The organism is Lentzea terrae, assembly GCF_003265345.1.
In the GTDB taxonomy this organism is placed as follows: Bacteria; Actinomycetota; Actinomycetes; order Mycobacteriales; family Pseudonocardiaceae; genus Lentzea; species Lentzea terrae.
Window position 1 is genome coordinate 498003 of record NZ_QFWW01000026.1, and the last position, 20254, is coordinate 518256.

Annotated in this window: 25 protein-coding genes; 10 read left to right on the forward strand and 15 right to left on the reverse strand. The window is 69.2% G+C overall.

What is annotated here, in order from left to right:
* Position 1: 1 nt before the first annotated feature.
* On the forward strand, positions 2-997 hold the full coding sequence (locus DI276_RS34025; protein WP_112271028.1) for a DUF2332 domain-containing protein: 996 nt from the start codon (positions 2-4) through the stop codon (positions 995-997).
* A gap of 28 nt (positions 998-1025) precedes the next feature.
* Here DI276_RS34025 and DI276_RS34030 read toward each other — a convergent pair whose 3' ends face one another.
* Complete coding sequence (locus DI276_RS34030; protein WP_112271488.1) at positions 1026-1439, reverse strand: NUDIX hydrolase; 414 nt, start codon at positions 1437-1439, stop codon at positions 1026-1028.
* Positions 1440-1580: 141 nt separating this feature from the next.
* Between DI276_RS34030 and DI276_RS51385 the strand changes: the two genes are divergently transcribed.
* Positions 1581-1739, forward strand: coding sequence for a hypothetical protein (locus DI276_RS51385; protein ID WP_170067890.1), 159 nt, complete (start codon positions 1581-1583; stop codon positions 1737-1739).
* Positions 1740-1804: 65 nt separating this feature from the next.
* Positions 1805-2365, forward strand: a complete 561-nt coding sequence (locus DI276_RS34040; protein ID WP_109632507.1) for a PH domain-containing protein — start codon at positions 1805-1807, stop codon at positions 2363-2365.
* Here the strand turns inward: DI276_RS34040 and DI276_RS34045 are convergent.
* On the reverse strand, positions 2322-3365 hold the full coding sequence (locus DI276_RS34045) for an RNA-guided endonuclease InsQ/TnpB family protein (RefSeq protein ID WP_232837097.1): 1044 nt from the start codon (positions 3363-3365) through the stop codon (positions 2322-2324). The genes DI276_RS34040 and DI276_RS34045 overlap by 44 nt on opposite strands.
* Positions 3353-3565 (reverse strand): helix-turn-helix domain-containing protein, encoded by a 213-nt coding sequence (locus DI276_RS52575; RefSeq protein WP_232837098.1) that lies wholly within the window; start codon positions 3563-3565, stop codon positions 3353-3355. Before DI276_RS52575 ends, DI276_RS34045 begins: the two co-directional genes overlap by 13 nt.
* A 167-nt stretch (positions 3566-3732) precedes the next feature.
* Between DI276_RS52575 and DI276_RS34050 the strand changes: the two genes are divergently transcribed.
* A complete protein-coding gene (locus DI276_RS34050) occupies positions 3733-4590 on the forward strand; it encodes a PHP domain-containing protein (RefSeq protein WP_408610601.1) in 858 nt (285 codons plus the stop codon).
* An 8-nt stretch (positions 4591-4598) separates the two neighbouring features.
* Positions 4599-5210, forward strand: coding sequence for a MarC family protein (locus tag DI276_RS34055; protein WP_408610602.1), 612 nt, complete (start codon positions 4599-4601; stop codon positions 5208-5210).
* On the opposite strand, the gene DI276_RS34060 is transcribed toward DI276_RS34055, so the two are convergent.
* Positions 5207-5509: an ArsC/Spx/MgsR family protein gene (locus DI276_RS34060; protein ID WP_112271490.1), complete on the reverse strand. Its 303-nt coding sequence runs from the start codon at positions 5507-5509 to the stop codon at positions 5207-5209. The genes DI276_RS34055 and DI276_RS34060 overlap by 4 nt on opposite strands.
* Positions 5510-5551: 42 nt before the next feature.
* On the opposite strand from DI276_RS34060, the gene DI276_RS34065 reads away from it, so the two are divergent.
* Both DI276_RS34065 and DI276_RS34070 read left to right on the forward strand, forming a co-directional pair.
* Complete coding sequence (locus DI276_RS34065; protein ID WP_112271034.1) at positions 5552-6388, forward strand: RecB family exonuclease; 837 nt, start codon at positions 5552-5554, stop codon at positions 6386-6388.
* A 282-nt stretch (positions 6389-6670) separates the two neighbouring features.
* Positions 6671-6973 (forward strand): hypothetical protein, encoded by a 303-nt coding sequence (locus DI276_RS34070; protein ID WP_112271046.1) that lies wholly within the window; start codon positions 6671-6673, stop codon positions 6971-6973.
* Here the strand turns inward: DI276_RS34070 and DI276_RS34075 are convergent.
* The 9 genes from DI276_RS34075 to DI276_RS34115 form a co-directional block, all read right to left on the reverse strand.
* Positions 6970-7614, reverse strand: a complete 645-nt coding sequence (locus tag DI276_RS34075; RefSeq protein ID WP_112271048.1) for a response regulator transcription factor — start codon at positions 7612-7614, stop codon at positions 6970-6972. The two genes, DI276_RS34070 and DI276_RS34075, sit on opposite strands and share 4 nt — an antisense overlap.
* Positions 7615-7814: 200 nt before the next feature.
* On the reverse strand, positions 7815-8702 hold the full coding sequence (locus DI276_RS34080; protein ID WP_112271050.1) for a type II secretion system F family protein: 888 nt from the start codon (positions 8700-8702) through the stop codon (positions 7815-7817).
* 1 nt (position 8703) lies between these two features.
* On the reverse strand, positions 8704-10326 hold the full coding sequence (locus DI276_RS34085) for a VWA domain-containing protein (protein ID WP_112271051.1): 1623 nt from the start codon (positions 10324-10326) through the stop codon (positions 8704-8706).
* Positions 10323-11675, reverse strand: a complete 1353-nt coding sequence (locus tag DI276_RS34090) for a CpaF family protein (protein WP_112271053.1) — start codon at positions 11673-11675, stop codon at positions 10323-10325. Before DI276_RS34090 ends, DI276_RS34085 begins: the two co-directional genes overlap by 4 nt.
* Entirely contained in the window at positions 11672-12823 is a 1152-nt protein-coding gene (locus tag DI276_RS34095; RefSeq protein WP_112271055.1) for an AAA family ATPase, read from the reverse strand. Before DI276_RS34095 ends, DI276_RS34090 begins: the two co-directional genes overlap by 4 nt.
* Positions 12824-12831: 8 nt before the next feature.
* Positions 12832-13581: a Flp pilus assembly protein CpaB gene (cpaB, locus tag DI276_RS34100; RefSeq protein ID WP_157985101.1), complete on the reverse strand. Its 750-nt coding sequence runs from the start codon at positions 13579-13581 to the stop codon at positions 12832-12834.
* Between the two features lie 14 nt (positions 13582-13595).
* Positions 13596-14681, reverse strand: a complete 1086-nt coding sequence (locus DI276_RS34105; protein ID WP_112271059.1) for a TadE/TadG family type IV pilus assembly protein — start codon at positions 14679-14681, stop codon at positions 13596-13598.
* Positions 14678-15076, reverse strand: a complete 399-nt coding sequence (locus tag DI276_RS34110) for a TadE/TadG family type IV pilus assembly protein (RefSeq protein WP_112271061.1) — start codon at positions 15074-15076, stop codon at positions 14678-14680. Before DI276_RS34110 ends, DI276_RS34105 begins: the two co-directional genes overlap by 4 nt.
* A gap of 107 nt (positions 15077-15183) precedes the next feature.
* Entirely contained in the window at positions 15184-15381 is a 198-nt protein-coding gene (locus DI276_RS34115) for a Flp family type IVb pilin (protein ID WP_112271492.1), read from the reverse strand.
* 202 nt (positions 15382-15583) lie between these two features.
* Between DI276_RS34115 and DI276_RS34120 the strand changes: the two genes are divergently transcribed.
* The 3 genes from DI276_RS34120 to DI276_RS34130 all read left to right on the forward strand — a co-directional run bounded on the left by DI276_RS34120 (position 15584) and on the right by DI276_RS34130 (position 18021).
* Positions 15584-16192: a prepilin peptidase gene (locus DI276_RS34120; RefSeq protein ID WP_157985102.1), complete on the forward strand. Its 609-nt coding sequence runs from the start codon at positions 15584-15586 to the stop codon at positions 16190-16192.
* 90 nt (positions 16193-16282) lie between these two features.
* A complete protein-coding gene (locus DI276_RS34125; RefSeq protein ID WP_157985103.1) occupies positions 16283-17596 on the forward strand; it encodes an O-antigen ligase family protein in 1314 nt (437 codons plus the stop codon).
* Complete coding sequence (locus DI276_RS34130) at positions 17593-18021, forward strand: hypothetical protein (protein ID WP_157985104.1); 429 nt, start codon at positions 17593-17595, stop codon at positions 18019-18021. The genes DI276_RS34125 and DI276_RS34130 overlap by 4 nt, the downstream gene beginning before the upstream one ends.
* On the opposite strand, the gene DI276_RS34135 is transcribed toward DI276_RS34130, so the two are convergent.
* Both DI276_RS34135 and DI276_RS34140 read right to left on the reverse strand, forming a co-directional pair.
* A complete protein-coding gene (locus DI276_RS34135) occupies positions 18022-18900 on the reverse strand; it encodes an alpha/beta fold hydrolase (protein ID WP_112271069.1) in 879 nt (292 codons plus the stop codon).
* Positions 18901-18907: 7 nt separating this feature from the next.
* The gene (locus tag DI276_RS34140; RefSeq protein WP_198681072.1) at positions 18908-20254 is read right to left on the reverse strand and encodes an Rv3212 family protein; all 1347 of its coding nucleotides are present in this window, start codon (positions 20252-20254) and stop codon (positions 18908-18910) included.

Genomic DNA, 20254 nt, shown 5'->3' on the forward strand with positions numbered 1-20254 from the left:
CGTGACTTCTCTGGATCTGGCACAGCAACGTTTGCGGGCGTTCGCGGAGGAGGCAGCAGGAATTTCGCCTCTCTACGAGCACCTCGCGTCGCGTGCTGCCGAGGATCCGGAGATCGCCGATCTGCTGACCGCCGCCAGTGAGGACAACGCCACGGGCGAGCTCCTGCTGGCGGCGGCGCACCGGCTCGTCCAGGCCGAGCCGTTCCACCAGCTCTCCAACTACTACCCGTCGCTCGGCGGGACCTACGGCGCGGACGAGAGCACCTGGCCGCTCTTCCGCGACTTCCTGCTGCAGCGTGGTGACCGCGTGCGGGCGCTGGTGGCTTCGCAGGTGATCCAGACCAACGAGGTCCGCAGGGCCGCGCTGCTGTACCCGGCCGTGGCCGCCGCGGCGAAGCAGGCCGGCGGACCGATCGGACTCGTGGAGGCCGCGACGACCGCGGGCCTGCTGCTCGGGCTCGACCAGTACTCGTACCGCTACCAGACCCAGGAGGCCGGCCAGCTCGTCGCCGGGCCCGCCAAGGCCGCGCTGGGCCTGCACTGCGCGCTGGAGCTGGCGCCGGGCGCGGTGCTGCCGAAGCTGCCGAAGACGGTCAAGGTGGCCGCGAAGGCGGGCATCGGCGTGGCACCCGCCGACCTGGCCGATGAGGACGCGTACGCCTGGCTGGAGGCGTGCGTGTGGGCCGACCAACCGGAGCGGCTGCGGCTGTTCGGGGTGGCGAGCGGGGTGCTGCGCAAGAACCCGCCCCGGCTGGTGGCCGGCGACCCGGTGGCGGACCTCGCCAAGGCGGTCGAGGGGATCGACGCTCCGCTCGTGGTCATCTCGAGCGGTAGTGGGCTCGACCTCGTGCCCGCCTTGTCCGCTTTGGGCAGACCTGCCTGGTGGGCTGCGCACGAGGACGGTGAGCTGCGGCTCATCCGGGTCGGTGACGCGGGCGTGGAGACGTCCACTCTGGCCACCACCGAGGCCCACGGGCAACGTCTCGTTTGGCGCTGAACGCCGGCCTCGATCGCGTGAACCCTGATCAGGCTCTGGGCAGGCAGTTCCACTCGGAAAGCGCTTGCAGGAGGCCGTCCGCGGTGGGAAGTGTGGCCAACGTCGCACTGTCGACCCACCGGACATCCGATGCGTCGTCGCCCGCTTGGAGCACACCCGACGTGACCTGGCATTCGTAGTCGAAGATCAAGAAAACCCCGTTCGGGGCCGCTCGCTCGACGCTGCCGACGAGGCGTCCAACGGTAACGGAGAGTCCCGTTTCTTCGGAGACTTCCCTAGTCACGGCAGCCTCGTCCGTCTCATTCGGCTCCACGCGGCCGCCCGGTATCGACCACATGCCCTCACCAGGCGGATTGGCGCGTCGCACGAGCAGTAGTCGCCCGTTCGAGTCATGCACGATGGCTCCGACGCAACGGATCGTGCGCTCGCTGCTGACCGTCACGAACACGAAGCGTAGTCACCCCTCAACGGCGGTGCAGTGGACTACCCCGGCTGCGGTACAAATCTCCCAAGGCGCTGGGTCGTGCTGTACAACGGTCACGAACGGCGCCAAACGGGTGCGAACGCGGACGGGGTGGACACCGTGAACTTGAAGAAGATCCTCACTTTCGCCGGAATCGCCTTGCTGCTGTTCTTCCTGATTGCGGAGCCACAGCAGGCCGCGCAGTTGGTGCAGAACATCCTCAACTCGCTGCGAACTGCGGCTGAGGCCCTGATCACCTTCGTGCGACAATTGTTCTAGTTCACCCGGCTGCACGGGCGAGCGGGGACAGGGCACTGGCTGGCACCAGGAAGGGCTGGTAGCGCATGTTCGCACCACGGGATCCGGACGACTACCTGTTGTCGAGCGAGCGTCGGGTCATCCGGGTGCGCAGGCACTGGTCTTACCTGATCTGGGACGTGCTCGAAGCGGCGGCTCTGCTCGCCGGCTTCATGATGATCTCTTACCTGCTCCCCAGCAACGCCGGCGTGATCCAGAACGTGCTGTGGTACGGCGGGCTGCTGGTCCTGCTGCGGCTCGCCTACTTCATCATCGAGTGGTGGGTCGAGCGCATCGTCGTCACCGACAAGCGGTTCATGCTGACGTCGGGCGTCTTCGAGACCAAGGTCGCGATGATGCCCATCAGCAAGGTCACCGACCTCACCTATGAGCGGACCGTCGGCGGGCGCATGCTCGGCTACGGCACGCTGATCGTGGAGTCGGCCGGTCAGATCCAGGCGCTGAACCGCCTGGAGTACCTGCCGGATCCCGAAGAGGTGTACGACGCCATTTCGGAGCTGACCTTCGGTGACAAGAAGGCGCAGGCCGAGCGGTTCTCGATGATCAAGGCACAGCGCGCCGCACGCGGGAAGAAGATGGTCCCTTGACATCCTCTCCGCCCTGACGGACGGAGATTCCCTCCACGCTGTGTGTTGAACACACGGCGTGCGGGTGGGTTACCGCTTCGCCGCGCGGTGCCGGCATCGCTGCTGGTCTTACCTGCGCTCCACGGTCGTTGAAGTCCGCCTGCCCGGCGGCCTTGATGTTCTTGGCAGCGTTGATGTCACGGTCGTGGGTGCTGCCGCACGGGCACTCCCACGATCGGACATCGAGCATCAACTTGTCGTTGATCCTGCCGCAGTCCGAGCACATCCGGGTGGATGGGAAGTACCGGTCCACCCTGGCGAACGTGCGCCCGTACAGGGCTGCCTTGTACTCCAGCATCTCTGTGAACGACGCCCAACCGGCGTCGTGCACGGACTTCGCAAGCCGGGTCCTTCCGAGACCGGCCACGCACAGATCCTCGACGTACACCGCTTGGTTGTCGCGGATGATCGAGGTCGAGAGTTTGTGCTGCCAGTCACGTCGGGTATCCGCCACCCGCGCATGGGCGCGGGCTACCTTCACGGCGGCTTTCCTTCGCCTGTTCGATCCCTTGGTTTTGCGGGACAGCGCCCGGTGCAGCTGGCTGAGCTTGCGGGCCGCGCGGCGCAGGAACTTCGGCGCTGCCACCTTGGTGCCGTCCGACAAGACGGCGAAGTGTGTCAACCCCAGGTCGATACCCATCGCGGAGTCCGAGGGCGGCAGCACATCGTTCGTTGTCCGTACGACGAACGACGCGAAATACCGGTCGGCCGCATCCCTGATCACAGTCACGCTGGTCGGTTCGGCCGGGAGTGGGCGTGACCAGCGCACGGGCACGTCGCCGATCTTCGGCAGCCGCAGGCGGCCGTTGTCCAAGACCTTGAACCGGGCGTTCTTCGTGAAGCGGATTGCCTGCCGGTTGTCCTTGCGTGACCGGAAGCGAGGCGCTGCCACCTTGGGACCTTTGCGCCTGCCGGACAGCGAGGCGAGAAAGTTGCGGTACGCGACGTTCAGATCGGCCATGCCCGTTCCGGCGTGGCCTTCGCCGCGGTGACCTGCTTCGACAACTCCGCATCCGGCAAGTACGGCAATCCATTGGCTCGTGCGTCCTGCCGTGCCCTCAGCCCGTCGTTGAACACCACCCTGGCACACCCGAACGACCGCGCCAGCGCTTCACGCTGGGCGGTATCCGGGTAGAGCCGGTAGTTGTACCGGAGGTGCACTCGTGCACGGTACCGACCAGTGCCTTTGCTCGAACGGGTGAAGGATGCAACAGGAGTCCTGGGTGCTGCCTGGCCCTTCATCCGTCAAACGGGGACCTTCACGCCCCGAACGACCGAGCACCGGCCCGTAACACGGACCGTGCAGGGCGTCGTCCACACTGGACGACGTGGTCATCGATCTGCACACCCATTCGTCCGAGTCCGACGGCACCGACAGCCCTGCCGAACTGGTGAGGGCGGCGGCGCGAGCCGGACTCGACGCGGTGGCGATCACCGACCACGACACCGCGGCCGGATGGGCCGAGGCGGCTGCCGCATTGCCTCCTGGCCTGCGACTCGTGCGTGGTGCCGAGCTCTCCTGTGCTTGCCCGGACGGCCGTGGCCGCACGATCACCGTGCACCTGCTGGCCTATCTCTACGACCCGACGCACGCGGCGTTGATGGTCGAGCAGTCGCGGCTGCGGCTCGAGCGGCGGCATCGGCTGCAGAAGATGGCCGAGATGATGAAGGCCGACGGGTTTCCGATCGACCCGGTCGACCTCATGGAGCGGTTGCCGTTCGACGCGCCCGCCGGTCGGCCGCACCTGGCGCAGGCGTTGATCCGGGCCGGGGTGGTGTCGTCCGTCGACGAGGCGTTCGCGACCTACCTGACCGGTGGGCGTTATTACGTGGGGCGGACTGACACGCCCGTCGAGCGGGCCATCGAGATGATCACCGAGGCCGGTGGCGTGACGGTGCTGGCGCATCCGTTCGCGGTGTCGCGCGGGCCGATCGTGACCGCTGACGTCGTGCGGTCGTTGGCTTCCGCCGGTCTGGCCGGTGTCGAGGTCGACCACCCGGACCACGATGCTGCGACGCGTTCCTCGTTGCGGTCGCTCGCGTCCTCGTTGGACCTGATCGTCACCGGGTCGAGTGACTACCACGGCACGAACAAGACGGTGCGGCTCGGCGCGGAGACGACGGCGCCGGAGATGCTGGATGCTCTGGCCGAGCGGGCGACCGGCGGCAAGATCCTCGTGGGATAGGTGGCTTCGTGTTCAACGTGCGGCTGTTCATCGAGGCCACGATCACGCTGCTGGTGATCATGGATCCGCCGGGCACCGTGCCGGTGTTCCTGGGGCTGGTCGGCCGCAAGTCGCGGGATCAGCGCAAACGGGCGGCGCGGCAGGGCGTGCTGGTGTCGTTCCTGGTGATCACGCTGTTCGCCGTCGCGGGCAACTCGATCCTGGCGTACATGCACATCGGCATCCCCGCGCTGCAGGGCGCGGGCGGGTTGCTGCTGTTGCTGATCGCGTTGGACCTGCTGACCGGCAAGGGTGCGACGCAGCACCCGGAGGTCGAGGACGTCAACATCGCGTTGGTGCCGCTGGGGACGCCGCTGCTGGCCGGACCCGGTGCCATCGCCGCGACGATCGTGTTCGTGCGTCAGGCGGATGGTGCTTGGGGTTCATACTTCGCGCTGGCCGCGGCGATCGTGGCCGTGCACCTGGTGCTGCTGGGGACGCTGCGGTCCGCCGGCCTGCTGATCAAGGTGTTCAAGGAGAGCGGGATCCTGCTGATGGCCAAGATCGCCGGTCTGCTGCTGGCCGCGATCGCCGTGCAGCTGGTCGCGTCTTCGGTGCAGGGCTTCATCTCCGGCGCTTAGCGCTCGATGTGCGCCTGGTCGCCGTCGATGATGATCGGGCGCTCGATCAGGCTCGGGTTCGCGACCATGTGCGCGATCCACTTGGCGCGGTCGTGCTCCAGCAGCTTGGGATAGGCCGGTTCCTTGGTGCGCGCGATCTCCCACGGCTCCTTGCCCAGGAGCTTGAGAACGTGGTCGAGCTCTTCCTCGGTGGGGGCGTCGTCGAGGTAGCGGCGCTCGGTGTACTCGATGCCCTCGTCGTCGAGGCGTTGCTTTGCGGCGCGGCTCTTGGAGCAGCGCGGGTTGTGCCAGATCTCCATGCCCTTCATTTTCTGTCAGGGGTCCTGAGTAACTTGGACGGGGTGGAACAACTCGGCTTCGACTTCGGTGTTCAGCCCCGGCGGCTGGTGCGGGTGACGCCTGCGAAGCTCGCGACGTGGACGGACTGCCCGCGCCGGTTCCGGATGACGTATCTCGACCGCCCGACGCCACCCCGCGGCGGCGCCTGGGCGCACAACACGCTGGGTGCCGTGGTGCACAACGCCTTGAAGGCGCTGTTCGACCTGCCGCCCGACCGCCGCACGCCGGACCAGGCCGTGGCTCTGGTCAACCGGCAGTGGAAGTCCGAGGGTTTCCGCGACGTGGACCAGGCCGCCGAGTACCGGTCGCGAGCTCAAGGCTGGGTGCACGACTACGTGGCTTCGTTGGACGTGGCCTTCGAACCGCTCGGCGTCGAGCGGTGGGTGTCGTCGCCGACCGAGCGGATCGTGGCCGAGGGACGGGTCGACCGCATCGACTACCGCGACGGCGAGCTGGTGATCGTCGACTACAAGACCGGCCGGCACGTGCTGACCTCCGACGACGCTCGGGGTTCGCAGGCCTTGGCGTTGTACGCGCTGGCGGCGCGGCGGACGTTGCGCAAGCCGTGCCGGCGGGTGGAGCTGCACCACCTGCCGTCCGGGACGGTGGCGGTGTGGGAGCACACGGAGGAGTCGCTGGCCCGGCACGTGCGGCGGGCGGAGGAGGCCGCGGACGAGATCGACCTGGCTTCGGAGACGTTGAAGGCGGGCGGGGATCAGGAGATCTTGTTCCCGCCGGTCACCGGGCGGCAGTGTCAGTGGTGCGACTTCCGGCGGAGCTGTCCTGAGGGGCGGGCGGCTGCTCCGGAGATCGAGCCGTGGTCGTTGTTGGCGCCTTGAGGTTGGGGCTGGTCGGGGTAGTGGCGTCGACTGGGTCGAGCTGTGGTCGCCGTTGGCATCTTGAGGTTGGAGCCGGTCGTGGCATCGGCTCCGGCTGGGTCGAGCTGTTGGCGTCTTTAGCCGGGTCTTGGCGCAGGGCCCTGGCTGCCACTCGCGCCGAGCTGTGGGTCGTTGCCAGAACCTGAAGCACGACCTCGACACACCAGGCCTGGCTGCCAACCGGCGATTTGCGGCCCCTGACCCTCGACGCACCGGCAGCCGCGGCCCCGTAGGGTGGCTGGGGTGGACGTGGAAGTAGCAAAGCGGCCGTCGCGGACCTACGGAATCCTGCGCGCCGTGAGCGGTGTGCTCGCGGTGGGTCTGGTGCTGCTCGCACTGGGGAACATCGGCGTCCAGTTCTACGCGAACTCCCGCGACCTGCCTGGGCCTGGCACGTTGTCGGTCACCGCGCACGTGGTGGCGGCTGTGCTCGCCATCGCCGGCCAGATCGTGGCCGACCGGTACGCGGACTGGAAGGCGCCGGTCGCGTCGCTCGGGGTGCTCGTCATCGCCGGGGCGACGCTGTGGACCTTCTGGTGGGCCTAGGCGGAGGCGGCGTCGCTGCGGATCAGGCCGTTGCGCAGTGCCGCCATCAGGGCCTGGGCGCGGTTCGAGGCGCCGAGCTTGTCGTAGAGGCGTGACACGTAGGTCTTGGCGGTCGAGGGCGACACGTACAGGGTGCGGGCGATCGCCGGGATCGACACGCCGTCCTGCAGCAGCATCAGCACCTCGCGCTCGCGGGGCGACAGGGCCAGCCGGGCGGCGGTGGACTGGCGCCGGGCCATGGCCGTGGCCAGGCCTGCCGCGGTGAACGACGAGGCCGCCACGGCCGCGTGCCGGATGGCGCACAGGATTTCTTCCATCGGGGCGCTCTTGCCGACGAAGGCGGAGGCTCCGGTCTCCAGGGCGCGGAACAGGACGTCGTCCTCGCCCTGCGACGTCAGGACGACGATGCCGAGTGCCGGGTAGTGGTCACGCAGTTCGCGGGCCAGGCGCAGGCCGTCGGCGTCGGGCAGGCCGACGGCCACGGTGACGACGTCCGGTGCCAGGGACGCGATGAGACCGGAGGCCTCGGCCGCCGTGCTCGCCTCCGCGACGACCTCCAGGTCGGAATGCGCGGCGGCGAGCGTCGTCAGGCCGAACCGGGTGAGCGTGTGTCCGTCGACGACGACAACTCTGATCGCCATGGGCTGACCTCTCGGTTGAAGGTTCAACCCGCATGTCGTTTCGGTAGTCGCCGATAGTTACACCGAACGGCCCAATAGAGCACTTGGTCCCGCCCGGCCAGGGACCCCCGTGCAAACCTGTAACGCCCTGCTCGACCAGAACGAAATGCACGTCCGATCCGCCAGCAGGATCGGACGTGCTCTTCGGCTGAAACAGCGGGTCACAGGGACGAGAACACCTTCATGATGCTGATCGCGCCCGGACCGATGATCACCACGAACATCGCGGGGAACAGGCAGAAGATCAGCGGGAAGAGGATCTTCACCGGCACCTTGTGGGCTTGTTCTTCGGCACGCTGGCGCCGGCGCTGGCGCATCTCGCGGGCCTGTTCCCGGAGCACCTGGGCGATGGGCACGCCCAGTTCGCCCGCCTGGGCCAGCGCCGACACGAAGGCGCGGAGCTCCGGCACGGTGGTGCGGTCGGTCAGTGCGCGCAATGCCTGGTTGCGCGACTTGCCGATCTGCATCTCCTGCAGCACGCGGGCGCATTCCTGGGCCAGCGGACCGCGGGTGTTGCGGGCCACCTGGGCCAGGGCCGCGTCGAAGCCGAGGCCCGACTCCACACACACGGTCAGCATGTCGAGTGCGTCCGGCAGGGCTTTCCGGATCGACGTCTGACGCTTCTGGCCGGCGTTGTAGAGCAGAAGGTCCGGCAGGAAGAAGCCGACGACCGCGCCCACGGCCAGACACAGCACCAGCCAGCCTACCGAGCGGAACCCGAGCAGCGCGCCCAGCCCGGCCCCCAGGAGCAACCCGAGACCCTTCGCGGCCAGTATGCGGTCTGGTGTCCAGGCCGGTGGGTTGCCTGCCAGGTCGAGCTTGCGTTGCAACGTCGCGCCCACGCCCGCGGGTGAGAGCCGCGCGGCGATCTGGCGCAGCCAGCCCGGCGATGAGTGAGCGGTCTCCGCCGTGGCCGGCGGAGCCGCCGAGTACGACGACTCGATCAGGGCCAACGACCCCGCCGCGGTGGCGGGCCGCCCGGAGACCAGTGCGAACACGCCCAGCCCAAGGGCCAGCGCAAGGCAGCCGAGTGCGGCGAACAGCACCATGTCACACCTCCACGCGCACGAGCTTGCGCATCCACAGAGAGCCGAGCACGAGCAGCAGAGTGCCGACCACGAGCATCACGATGCCGGTCAGCGTTGTGTACAGCGGGCGCATGTAGTCGCCGCGCGCCCAGAACAGGAACAGGGCGATAGCGATCGGCAGGCCGATCAGGACGTACGCGGACAGCCGGCCCTCGGCCGACAAGGTGCGCACCTGGCGGCGGGTCTGCGCGCGCTCGCGCATGGTGGTGACGGTGGTCATGAGCACCTCGGCGAGGTTGCCGCCCACCTGGCGCTGGATTCGGATCGCCATCACCACCCAGGCCAGGTCGTCGCAGCGCATTCGGTGGGCCACTCGCTCCAGGGCGTCTTCCAGCTCGGCGCCGATGCGGGTCGCGGCGAGCGCACGGGAGAACTCGCCCGCCGTGGGCTGGGTGCCGTCGCGGACCACGGCGTCGATCGCCTGGGCCAGCGAGAAACCCGAACGCAGCGAGCTCGCGATCAGCTGCAGGACGTCTGGGAGCTGGTCGGCGAATGCCGCGCGGCGCTTGGTGGTGCGCACTCGGACGATCAGCCAGGTGAGGAACCAGCCGGCGGCCACGCCCAGCGGGATGCCCAGCCACCAGGTGGTCATCAGGGTGAACAGCGCGGCCAACCCGGCGGAGGCGCAGACCCGCAGCAGGGTCCACTCCGCCGCGGTGGCCTTCATGCCGGCAAGCTCGAGGCGGTCCGCGATGCGGTTGGACTGGTCGGCACCGATCACCCGTGCGGTCCACACGACGGCGGTCTGCGCGGCCTGGCTTTCCTGTTCCGGCTCACCGGGTCGCTGGGGGCCGTAGTGGTCGAGATGCTGCTCCAGCTTGCGGACCGCCGCCGAACGGCGCGGGGTCAGCAGCAGAAGCACTACGACAAACAGCACCAGGAACGTGCCGGCGATCAGCCCGCCGACCTGCCAGTTGAACCCCGGCACCGGAGCGGCGACGGGTGGGGGTGCAGGTGCGGGCGTCGCAACGGGTTCTGGCGCGGCGACCGTGGTGCTGACGACGGGGGAGGGTACGGCGAGTGCGGCGAAGGCGGCGGCGAGGGCGGCGGCGTCGGAGGCGGTCAGCAGCCGGCCACCACCGGCGGCGGCGATGCGGCGCAGAGACTCGTCGCTGTACTGGAAGCCGATGACATCGGTCGGCACTCCGCTGCCGGACAGCGCGCCCACCGTACTGTCCACTGTGGACCTACTGGCGGTGTCCTCGCCGTCCGAGACGATGACCATCCGTCGCTCGGAGATGCCCCGCAGGGCCGACAGGCCGACCGGGACGGCGTCGAACAACGACGTGTCGCCCTTGGCCTGCACCGTGTTCAGCGCGCCGAGCAACGCGGAGCGGTCGGCGGTCGGTGCCATCACCAGGGAGGGCTGGGTGGAAAAGGTGACCAGGCCGACCTGGACGTCCGGCGGCAGGCTGCCCACGTAGGTGGCGATCGCCTGCCGCGCGACGACGATGCGGTCCGGTGCCATCGAGCCGCTGGTGTCGAGCACCACTACCACGCCACGAGATGGTGCGGCAAACGCGGCGACGCTGGATACCAGCGTCAGCAGAGCGCCGATCAGGAAGCCGACGAGCACGCGGATCATCGCGGTCCTCCTGCGAAGAGATGCGGCGGCACGTCGATGCCGCGGTCCTTCAGGCGTTCCAGGAAGTGCGGCCGCAGCCCGGTCGACTGCAATGAACCGCGGTAGATCCCGCGCTCGTCGACGCCGGCGTGGAAGTCGAACAGGAACAGGTCCTGCAGCGTCACGATCTCGCTCTCCATGCCGATCACCTCGGTGATGTGGGTGATCCGCCGCGTGCCGTCCTTCAACCGCGACTGGTGCACGATCACGTCGATCGCCGACGCCATCTGCTCCCGGATCGCTCGCGCCGGCAGGTCCACGCCCGCCATCAGCACCATGGTTTCCAAGCGGGACAACGAGTCGCGCGGCGAGTTCGAGTGCACGGTCGTGATCGAGCCGTCGTGACCGGTGTTCATCGCCTGCAGCATGTCCAGCGCGGCACCGTCGCGAACCTCGCCGACGATGATCCGGTCGGGCCGCATGCGCAGTGCGTTGCGCACGAGGTCCCGCACCGCGATCTCACCGCGTGACTCCACGTTCGGCGGCCGGGCTTCCAGGCGTAGCACGTGGTCCTGGCGCAGCTGGAGCTCGGCGGCGTCCTCAATGGTGACGATGCGCTCGTCGGGCGGCACGAACGACGACAGCACGTTCAACGACGTCGTCTTGCCCGAGCCGGTGCCGCCACCGATCAGGACGTTCATCCGCCCGTGCACGCACGCTTGCAGCAGGTACGCGGTGGCGGGCGTCAGCGTGCCGAAGTTGACCAGGTCGTCGACAGTGAACGGGTCGGTGGCGAACTTGCGGATCGTCAGCACCGAGCCGTCCAACGCGATCGGCGGCACGACGGCGTTGACGCGGCTGCCGTCGGGCAGACGGGCGTCGACCATCGGCGAGGCCTCGTCGACGCGCCTACCGACCTTGGCGACGATCTTGTCGATCGTGCGGCGCAGGTGCGACTCGTCCGCGAACGCCACGGGCACCGGCTCCAGGCGCCCTGCGCGTTCGACGTAGACCTGGTCGTGGCCGTTGACCATGATCTCGGAGATGCCTGGGTCCCGCAGGTAGGGCTCCAGCGGGCCATGCCCGAGGATCTCGTCCAGGACCTCCAGGGCGATGCGGGCGCGGTCGGCGTTGGTCAGCGGCGTCTCGTCGCGTTCCAGCACGGACTGCAACGTCTGGCGCACGCGGGTTTCCAGCTCGCGCTGGTCGAGGTGCGCGTCGTAGAGCTTGGGGCCCAACACCTCCAGCAGGCCCGCGTGCACGCTACGTTTCACCTCGGCGAACGGGTCCGCCGTGCGGGCCTGCCTGCGCAGCTGCGGGGTCGGCGAGCCGGACTCCCGTTGCGCGGCGATGCGGTTGGCCAGGCTCATCGGAACCACCTCTTTGACTTGGCCGCGACGACGGCGGGCTCGGCGAGCACGTGCTCGCGGGCGAACCGCGTGATCGCCTCGGTCACCGGGTGCTTCGGCAGGTCCAGGACGATCGGGTTGCCCTTGTTGACCGAGATCGGCACGTCCCGGCTGGACGGCACGTGCGCGCGGATGTCGCTGCGCACAACGCGATCGATGTCGTCCATCGTCAGGCCGACCTTCGCGTCGGATCGGTTCAGCACGACCGACCGGATGTCGTGTGCGTAGGACAGCAGATCGAGCATGTCCAGCGTCACGCGCAGGTTCTTCAACGCGGGCACGTCCGGCGTGGTCAGCAGGACGTGGTGGTGCGAGGCGTCCATCGCCGCCAGCACGTGCTCGGTGAAAGCGGACGGCGTGTCGACGACGACGAAGTCGAACATCGTCGGCAGCACCTCGAGCAGCTCGCTCACAAGCGCTGCCGGAATCCGTTCCGCGTCACCGGGTTCCACCGGCGCGAGCAGGGCGCTCAGCCCCGGCCGGCACGCGGTGAGCAACGACGAGGCGCCAGCGACGTCGACGTGGCCGAGCATCCCGAGCCCGTGCATGATCGTGCGGACCGGCTCGGCCCGCAGGCAGATCCCGACGTCGCCGAACGCGAGATCGAGGTCGACCAGGCACACCGACCGTTGGCCACCGGCTGCGAGCACCGCGGCGAGGTTCACCGCGACGGTCGTCTTGCCGCACCCGCCCTTCGCCGCGAACACGGTGACGACCTGGCCCTGCCGGTCGTCCTGCCGCGGCTCCGGCACGCCGCTCACCTGCGAGGACAACGCCCTGGACCGGGCACAGGCGTCCACCAGCGAGGCGAGGTCGTCCCGCGCGACGACCTCCCGCACACCGGCGCGCAGCGCCCTCGTCAGCACCGCGATGTCGAGCACGTCGCGAACCAGCACGACGCCGACGGCGGGGCGTTCGACCCGCAGGGCCGCGGTGAACGCGAGCGCGTGGTCCAGGTCGATCGCCGAGCCGATGACGACCAGGATTTCGGTGGGGTCGGAGGCGAGCAACCGGCTGGTGTCGTCCAGCGTCTCCGCGGCGCGAACCTCGTCACCGAGCGCGGGGGAGAGCTGTCCGGCCCTGGCGGCCGGCTCACAAAGGATCGTCATGGCACGCCTCAGTTTCCGAACAGGGAGCGGTTGTCGACGCCGTTGCCGGGTGCGACCTCGGACTTGCCGCCGAGCAGCGCGAAGTAGAGCGTTCCGGTCTGCTGGCCGTGGATGAGCTTCTCCGCGTCCGCCTGCTTCACCGCGACGGTGACGATGGCCTTGCCGACGTCGCCGCTCTCCGAGGCCTGCTTCTCGTCGACGACCGAGAGGACCTCGAGGCCGGTCAGCAACAGGCGGGTGGACTGGTTGCGCTCGTACTGCTTGGACAGGCCGTCGCCGGACGGGGTGTTCCCCTTGCCCTCCAGGATGGTGAACGTGTCGAAGACCGCGACCTTCGAGCCCTTCTGGATGAGGCCACCGGCCCGTTGCCAGGCCTCGGTCGGCACGGTCACCGCGATCATCCCGTCAGGAATCGAGATGCCCTTGGCCAGCGAGGCCGCCTCGGTGAACAGCGGCTTGGTGAGCAGCTGACCCGCGGCGATCTCCGACGACGTCACCAGACCGGCCACCGTCGTGTCCACGGAGGACAGGGTGTTCGCCGGCACGCTGCTCTTGGGCATCTGCTGCTGTTCCACGAGGTCTGCCAGCGAGTCACCGGACGTGCCGGCGGGGATGCGGTCCTTCGCGACGAGCACGGCGACGGCCTGCTGGCCGGCGATGGCCCGCGAGTCGGCGCTGCGGACGTAGAGGAACACCCCGGCGCTGCCGCAGACGGCCAGCAACACCGCCAGGATGATGATGAAAGCGCGGTTCTTCATGACAACTCCTGGTTTCAGCCGGTGAGCTGGACGATGTGGGCACCGAGATCGGGGCCGCCGATGGTGCCGGTGGTCGGGATGAGGCCCTGGACGAAGTAGCCCGCGATGCATTTCTCGGAGCCCGTGCACTCCTTCTTGCCCGTCAGCCAGTCCTTCTCCCAGGGGCCGGGCGAGCCGGGCAGCCAGAACCCGGTGATGACGAAACCTGCGAAGCCGGCCAGCGTGTAGGTGCCGCCGGTACCCGTGCCGCTGACGTTCGTGTAGATCGGCAGCCAGACGGGCTTGCGCGAGTTCCACGCGGCCTCGAGCGCGGTCTTGCAGTCCTTGCCCGCTGACACACCGGTGTCCGAGCTGTAGGTGTTGTCGGTGATGGCCACTGAGCAGTCGGTGCCGGTGTCGTCGACCCAGCCGAACTCACCGGGACCGTCCGACCCGGCGGGACCGCTCGGGCACGTCGTCGTGGTCTTCGGGTCGTGCAGCCTGAGCACCTGGTGCACCGACAGCGGCGGTGTCGCCGGTGGTGTCGGGCCGAACGCGGTGCCGTTCGAGGTTGCCGTCGACCACTCGCACCACGAGATCGTGAACGCGATCGTGGTCGCGGTCTTCGGCGGTCCCCACATGGCACGTGCGCAGGCACCGACACGTGAGCCGTCGTGAGCACCGCCGCCCGCCAACGTTCGTGCCAGCACCGGAGGCAGCAGTGTCGCGCCGTCCGAAGTCTGCGTCGACGTGTGCACGTCCACGTACTTCTTGCCCGCGGCGGGGGCGGCTGGGCAATCGGTGATCTCGCCCGTCGACGTGGGGCACGAGGTCAGCACTCCGTTGCCGTCGTACCCGCACACCACATCCACAGTGGACACACCGTCTTTGGCGTTGTGGTTGGCGTAGTAGTTCGCCTTGGTGACCAAGCAGGTCGAAGCGCCGGTGGCACAGCCGCGGGCGACGGCGAGCGCGCCCGCGTCGGCACCGTTCTGCAACTCGGCGCGCTCCTGGTAGATCATGCCGACGTCGATGACGATCGCGCCCATGCCGAACAGGACGCCGGCGCCGATCAGGATGCCGATGAGCACCCCGAGCGCACCGCGGTCGTCTTTTCTCATCCTTCGCACGGCATGACTCCCTTGGCGCTCAGCTCGATCGGGTCACCGAAGTCCCCGCTGCCGAAGATCCCGGCGAGCCCGCCGACCGGGGTGATGAACTCGAAGGTGTAGGTGGCCTCCACCTCGGCGCTGTCGTCCGGGTCGCTGGGCGTACAGGCGGTGACGGCGACACCGACACCGCTGAGGCCGACCGCGGCGGTCTGCGTGCGACCGGTGGGGTTGGGTTGATTCAACGCGGCGACGCGCACGCCTTCGCGCGCCGCCTGCGTCAGGGTGATCTGCGCGTGCAGCGCGCGTCCGAAGTCGATGATCCCCATGACCAGCACCAGCAGGATCGGCAGGAGCAACGCGACTTCGACGGCGGCCGCACCGCGATCGCGGGGTGTTGTGGACATGACCGCTCCGCAGGTTGGCGCGCGGCCAGCGGCGAGGGGGCTGCCGTCCGGCCGCGCGGGACAGGAGACTTCAGACGTCGAGCAACGCGAACACCAGGTGCCTCAGGTCACACCGCGTCGAGCTGGGCCTCGACCTCGGCGAACAATTCGTCGAGGCGGAGGCCGAGCGCCATGACCGTGGCGATGATGACGACGGCGATGAGGCCGACCATGAGGCCGTACTCCACGGCGGTCGCACCGCGGTCGTCCTCGCGGCGCAGGTTGCGGGTGAGGAAGGTCTGCACGTAGCTGATGAAAGTGAGCATTTCGGTCTCCTGGAGTGGGATCCGGTTTGGGACGCCACAACTCTGCGTCACATCGGGATTGGTCTGGTATCGGGTGAAGAGGTGTAACGGAAGTGCACTTCGGGGGACACGTCGGTCGATCGGGGGACACGGTGTCGGCCCGCTGGCTAGACTTGACTCGGTTACGTTCCGTTGCTTTCGCGCCCGATCTACCGTCGGCCGCATGACTCTTCTTTGGGCTGTTGGCGGCGCGGTTGCCGGCCTCGCGTCGGGTGTCGCGTTGCGCGACCTGGTCAACCGGTTCACCCGCGTCGGCGTCGCGTTGCCGCTGGTGTCGGCGGTGGTGCTGGCCGTGCTCGCGACCAAGTTCGCCGGCTCGGTGGAGGTCCTCGCGTTCGCCTGCCTCGGCGCGGTCGGGGTCGCGCTGGCGTTCATCGACACGGCGGTGCGCCGGCTGCCGGACGTGCTGACGCTGCCCGCCTACCCGGCGGTGCTGATCCTGCTGACCGTGGCCGCGTTGACGGGCGGCACGGTCGGCGCGCTCGGTCGCGCGGTGCTGGGCGGGCTGCTGCTCGCGTTCGTCTACCGGGTGCTCGAGTTCATCAACCCGGCCGGGATGGGCTACGGCGACGTGAAGCTGTCCGGTGTGATCGGCATGGCGCTGGCCTGGCTCGGCTGGCCGGTGCTGCTCCTCGGCGCCGCACTGGCGTTCGTCCTGTCGGCCGTGGTGTCGCTGGTCCTGTTGCTCCTGCGGCGGGTCACCCTCAAGAGCACACTCCCGTTCGGACCGTTCATGTTGCTCGGCGCGTTCACCGCGGTGATGCTCAGCTGACAGGAACTCGGGCTTCCGCCGGAACCTCCAGACACCTACAGTGTGCTCTCAATCCGCTTGGGGAGGCGGGTTCGAAGCTGGGGGAAATCCGTGGTCGCAGGGGATGTCGTCGGCGCGCGCCGGGAATCGGTGACGTTGCCGCTGCCGGTGTTGCTGGTCGTCGCCGGGTTCGCGGCCGCCGTGGTCGCGCAGGGCGGGTACTACCTGCCCGGCCGGGTGCTGTCCGGCCTGCTGGTCGGCGTGGCCGTGGTGCTCGCTCGCCCGCGGCCGAATCTCCTTGCGGCACTTGGCGGAGCGTTAGCGTTGTGGGCGGTCGTGCGCGGGCTGCTCGAAGGCGATGTGCTGTCCGCGGTGCCCACCGCGGCCGCCGCCGGCGTGTTCGTGAGTGCTGTTCTCGTTGCGGCACAGGCTGATCAGCAGCAACGCGAGCTGCTCGCCAACGTGGTCGTCGGCGTCGGCTCGCTGGTTGCGTTCACCGGCTGGGTCGCCGTGGTGTTCCGGATCCCGTCCTGGACGACGGTGGCGGAAGGGCTGCTGCGCGCCGCGTCCACGTTGACCTATCCGAACGCCGCCGCCGCGGTGATGGCTGCGGCGGCCGTGCTGGCGATGGTGTTGCGGCCGACGCTGCTGACCGCGGTGATGACCTTCCTGCTGTGCACCGGAATCGGCGCCACGATGAGCCGCGCGGGCGTGCTCGCGCTCGCGGCCGGGTTGCTGGTGCTGTGCGTGTGCCAGGGCGTCAAGACGACCGTCGCCGCGGCCGCACCGCCGTTGCTCGGCGCCGTGGTCGCGGTCGCGGCGTTGCTGCCGACGATGCGGATGGCCGACGAGCCGCAGGTCCTGATCGCGGTCGCCGGACTGCTCGTGGGTGCCTTGGTGGCACTGGGGTTGCACCGGGTCGGACGGTTCCTGGTGCCGGTCGCGGTGCTGCTGGCAGCCGGTGGCGCGGCTGCCTCGTTCGCGTTCGCGGACCAGCTGTCCACGCGCGTCTCGTTCAGCTCACCGGACCGCAGCAGCGCCACGGGAGCCGCGCTGGAGCTGGTCTCCCGGTCGCCGCTGCTGGGTGCCGGACCAGGCAATGGATCTTTTTTCTTCGAGCGGGGCAACGAAGGCACCCGGTTCATGCGTTACGTGCACAACGAGTATCTGCAGGTGCTCGTCGAGCTGGGGGTCGTCGGGCTGGTGCTCGCGCTGGGGGTGGTGGTCGCCGTGCTCGTCGTCATGTGGCGCGGGCGCGGCGTCTCGCTGTGGGCAGGGGCGCTGGCAGCGGTGGTCGTCGTGCTGGTGCACAGCGGCTTCGACTTCCTCTGGCACCTGCCGGTCGTGCTCGTCGTCGCCGGCCTCTGCGCCGGTCTGGGTCTTCCGTCCACAAGGGACGGAGTAGTTGAGGGGACAAGGGCATGATGAAGTTTTCCGGGGGCAAGACGCTGGCCGTGGTGGCCGTCGCCGGAGGTGCGATCGCCGCCTCCATCGCTCCGGTCATGGCGGACGTAAGCGCTCAGTCGCCCTCCACGTCGCTGGTGAGAGTCGAGTCGCCCGCGAAGCTCAAGGCGTGGGGCGCGGCGGTCGACGTGCAGGTCACCTACGTGTGCCCGCGGTACTCGTCGGCCTACCTGAACGTGAGCCTCAGCCAGAACGTGCTGGGCCGCATCGCTTCCGGTGGTGCTTCCCAGCAGCTCACCTGCACCGGTGGGTTCGAGACCACCACGCTCTACATCCAGGCGCAGAACCTCGCGTTCTGGCCGATCGAGACGTCCGCGAAGGCCGAGCTCAACGCGTACCCGAACTCGCCGGCGACCGACGCGCGCGAGATCAAGCTCCAGTACTGATCACGACGACAGCCAGGCTCGCCACGTCGGCAACAGCGTGGCGATGAGCTCGTGCGGTGCTTCGGTGTTCGGCGAGTGCATGACGCCGGGCAGCACCGCGAAGTCGGCGTCCAGCCGCTCGGCCATGTCGCGCTGAGCGGCTGGGCTCCACGCGTCGTCGGAGTCGCCGCACACCACCAGGGCCGGGATGCCGGACGACCGCAACGCGCGGGCGAGCTTCGCGACCTGGTCCGGCTCGTAGCGCAGACCGTTGCCCATGCCGAGCAACGCGGCGGCGGGCGAGGCCAGGAACCGGTTGCGGTAGAAGTCCTTCAGCTCCTGCGGCAGCGCGTTGTACGCCGGGTTCTGCGCCGACCGCAGCTCGTTCAGCTTCTGGGAGCCCTCGACGCCCTGCTCGGCCAGCACGTGCTCGCCGACCTCCAGCACCATGCGGCGCTCACCGGCGGGCAGCTCGGACGGGCCGGTCGACATCAGCGTGAGACCCGCGATCGGGGCGCCCGCGAACACCGCCGCCCGTGCCACCAGACCGCCGTAGGAGTGGCCGAGCAGCAGCACCTTCCGGCCGTCCGCGGCGATCTTCCCGATCAGCTCGGCGAGCACCGACCCCAGCGGAGCCGGGCGGTAGAGCGCCTCGTCGTCCGGGCCGGCCGAGTCCTGCTGGCCGGGCAGGTCGATCGCGAGCACCTCGAAACCGGCGTCCGCGATCGGGTCGATCATCGGCGCGAAGTCCTCTTTGGAACCCGTGTAGCCGGGCACGAGCAGCGCCGTCGTGCGCAACGCGTCGTCGCCCACCGCGGGCGCGCGCAGCGCCGCGATCGTGCCGTAGCGGCCCGGCAGGTCGACACGTTCTGCCCGGTGCGGGCTGAGCTGCGAGTACACCAGGGAACTATCGCAGTGCGACCAGGGTTTCGCCACGCTGCTCGAGCACGACGGGACCGGCTGTGGCGAGTTGCACAGGGCCGGTGTGGCCCTCGCGGTTCACCCGGATCGTGCCCACCACGGCGCCGGTGGCCTGCTCGTACACCCGCAGGCCGTCCTTGACCGGGATGACCGCGCGGCCGGCGAGTGTCGTGCCGGCACCCAGCGTGCCCTCCGCCGTCCACAGTGGAGTGAGCGTCTCCAGCGACAGGGCGATGGTCTTGGAACCGGTGAACCAGAAGACGTTCGTCTTGGTCGCGAACCCGCGCGTGACGTGGTGCGGCGGGTCGGTGAAGTCCGCGGCCGGCACGTCGATCGGCACCTCGGTGATCTGGTTGCCGCTCTCGGCGTCGAACACCACGAGGCGGCTCGGGTCCGGTAGCGCCACCGCGACGAGCTTGTCCGTCACGGCGACGACCTGCGCGTTCCTGCCGCCGGTCAGGACACTCGCGAACACCTTCGGGTCGTCCGACTTGTCCGGGTTCGGCTTGATCACCGAGACCCGGTCGGCGCTGTCGTCCGGGCACCGCTCGATCATCGCGAACTTGCCCGACGTCACCGTGACCGAGCCGTAGGTGCAGCCGACGCGCGGCTGCTTGCCGGGGTTCACGATCGCGCGCAGGCCGCCGTACTCGAGCGACTTCACCAGGTCGTCGCGCCGGTAGACCTCGAGGTACTTCGACCCGGTGGTGATCAGGTGCGAGCCCTCGTTGAGCAGGGCCGTGCCCGGTTCCGCGTCGCCGTTGCGCTGCGCCCGCCGCTCACCGGTGACGCCGTCCAGCGAGGTGAGCTCCGAGCAGTTGGTGCCCTTGGAGTACAGCGCCATCGCCCGTGCCCAGGCGGTGCTCACCACGCACAGCGGCAGGTCGCGCTGGTACGACCACCGCACGTCGCCGGTCAGCGGGTCGCGCCCGGTGACCTCGCCGCCGTCACCGGTCACGACCGTCGACGGCTTCTCCTCGCCCGTTTCCTTCAACGGGGTCAGCACGACCACGGGGGACTGCGTGGCGCCGCTCTTCGCGCGCCACACCTCGGCGAGCGTCGGAGGCAGCGCCACCACCTCGGGCAGCTGGTCCCACGTCGCGGGCCCGGTGACCGACGTCGTGGCCCGCGCATCGCTGAACGCCCAGGTCAGCACGGACGCGACGACCGAGACCACGGCGATCAGCGCGACCGCGATGAAGTCGCGGCGGGTGCGCCACGATCGGGCGGGCGGACGTTTCTCGACGGGCTCGTGCGCGGCGGGTTCGTGCTCGTGCGCGGGCTCGTCGAGGACGTCCTCGATGTCGGTGACGTCGGAACCGGGGGACGACAT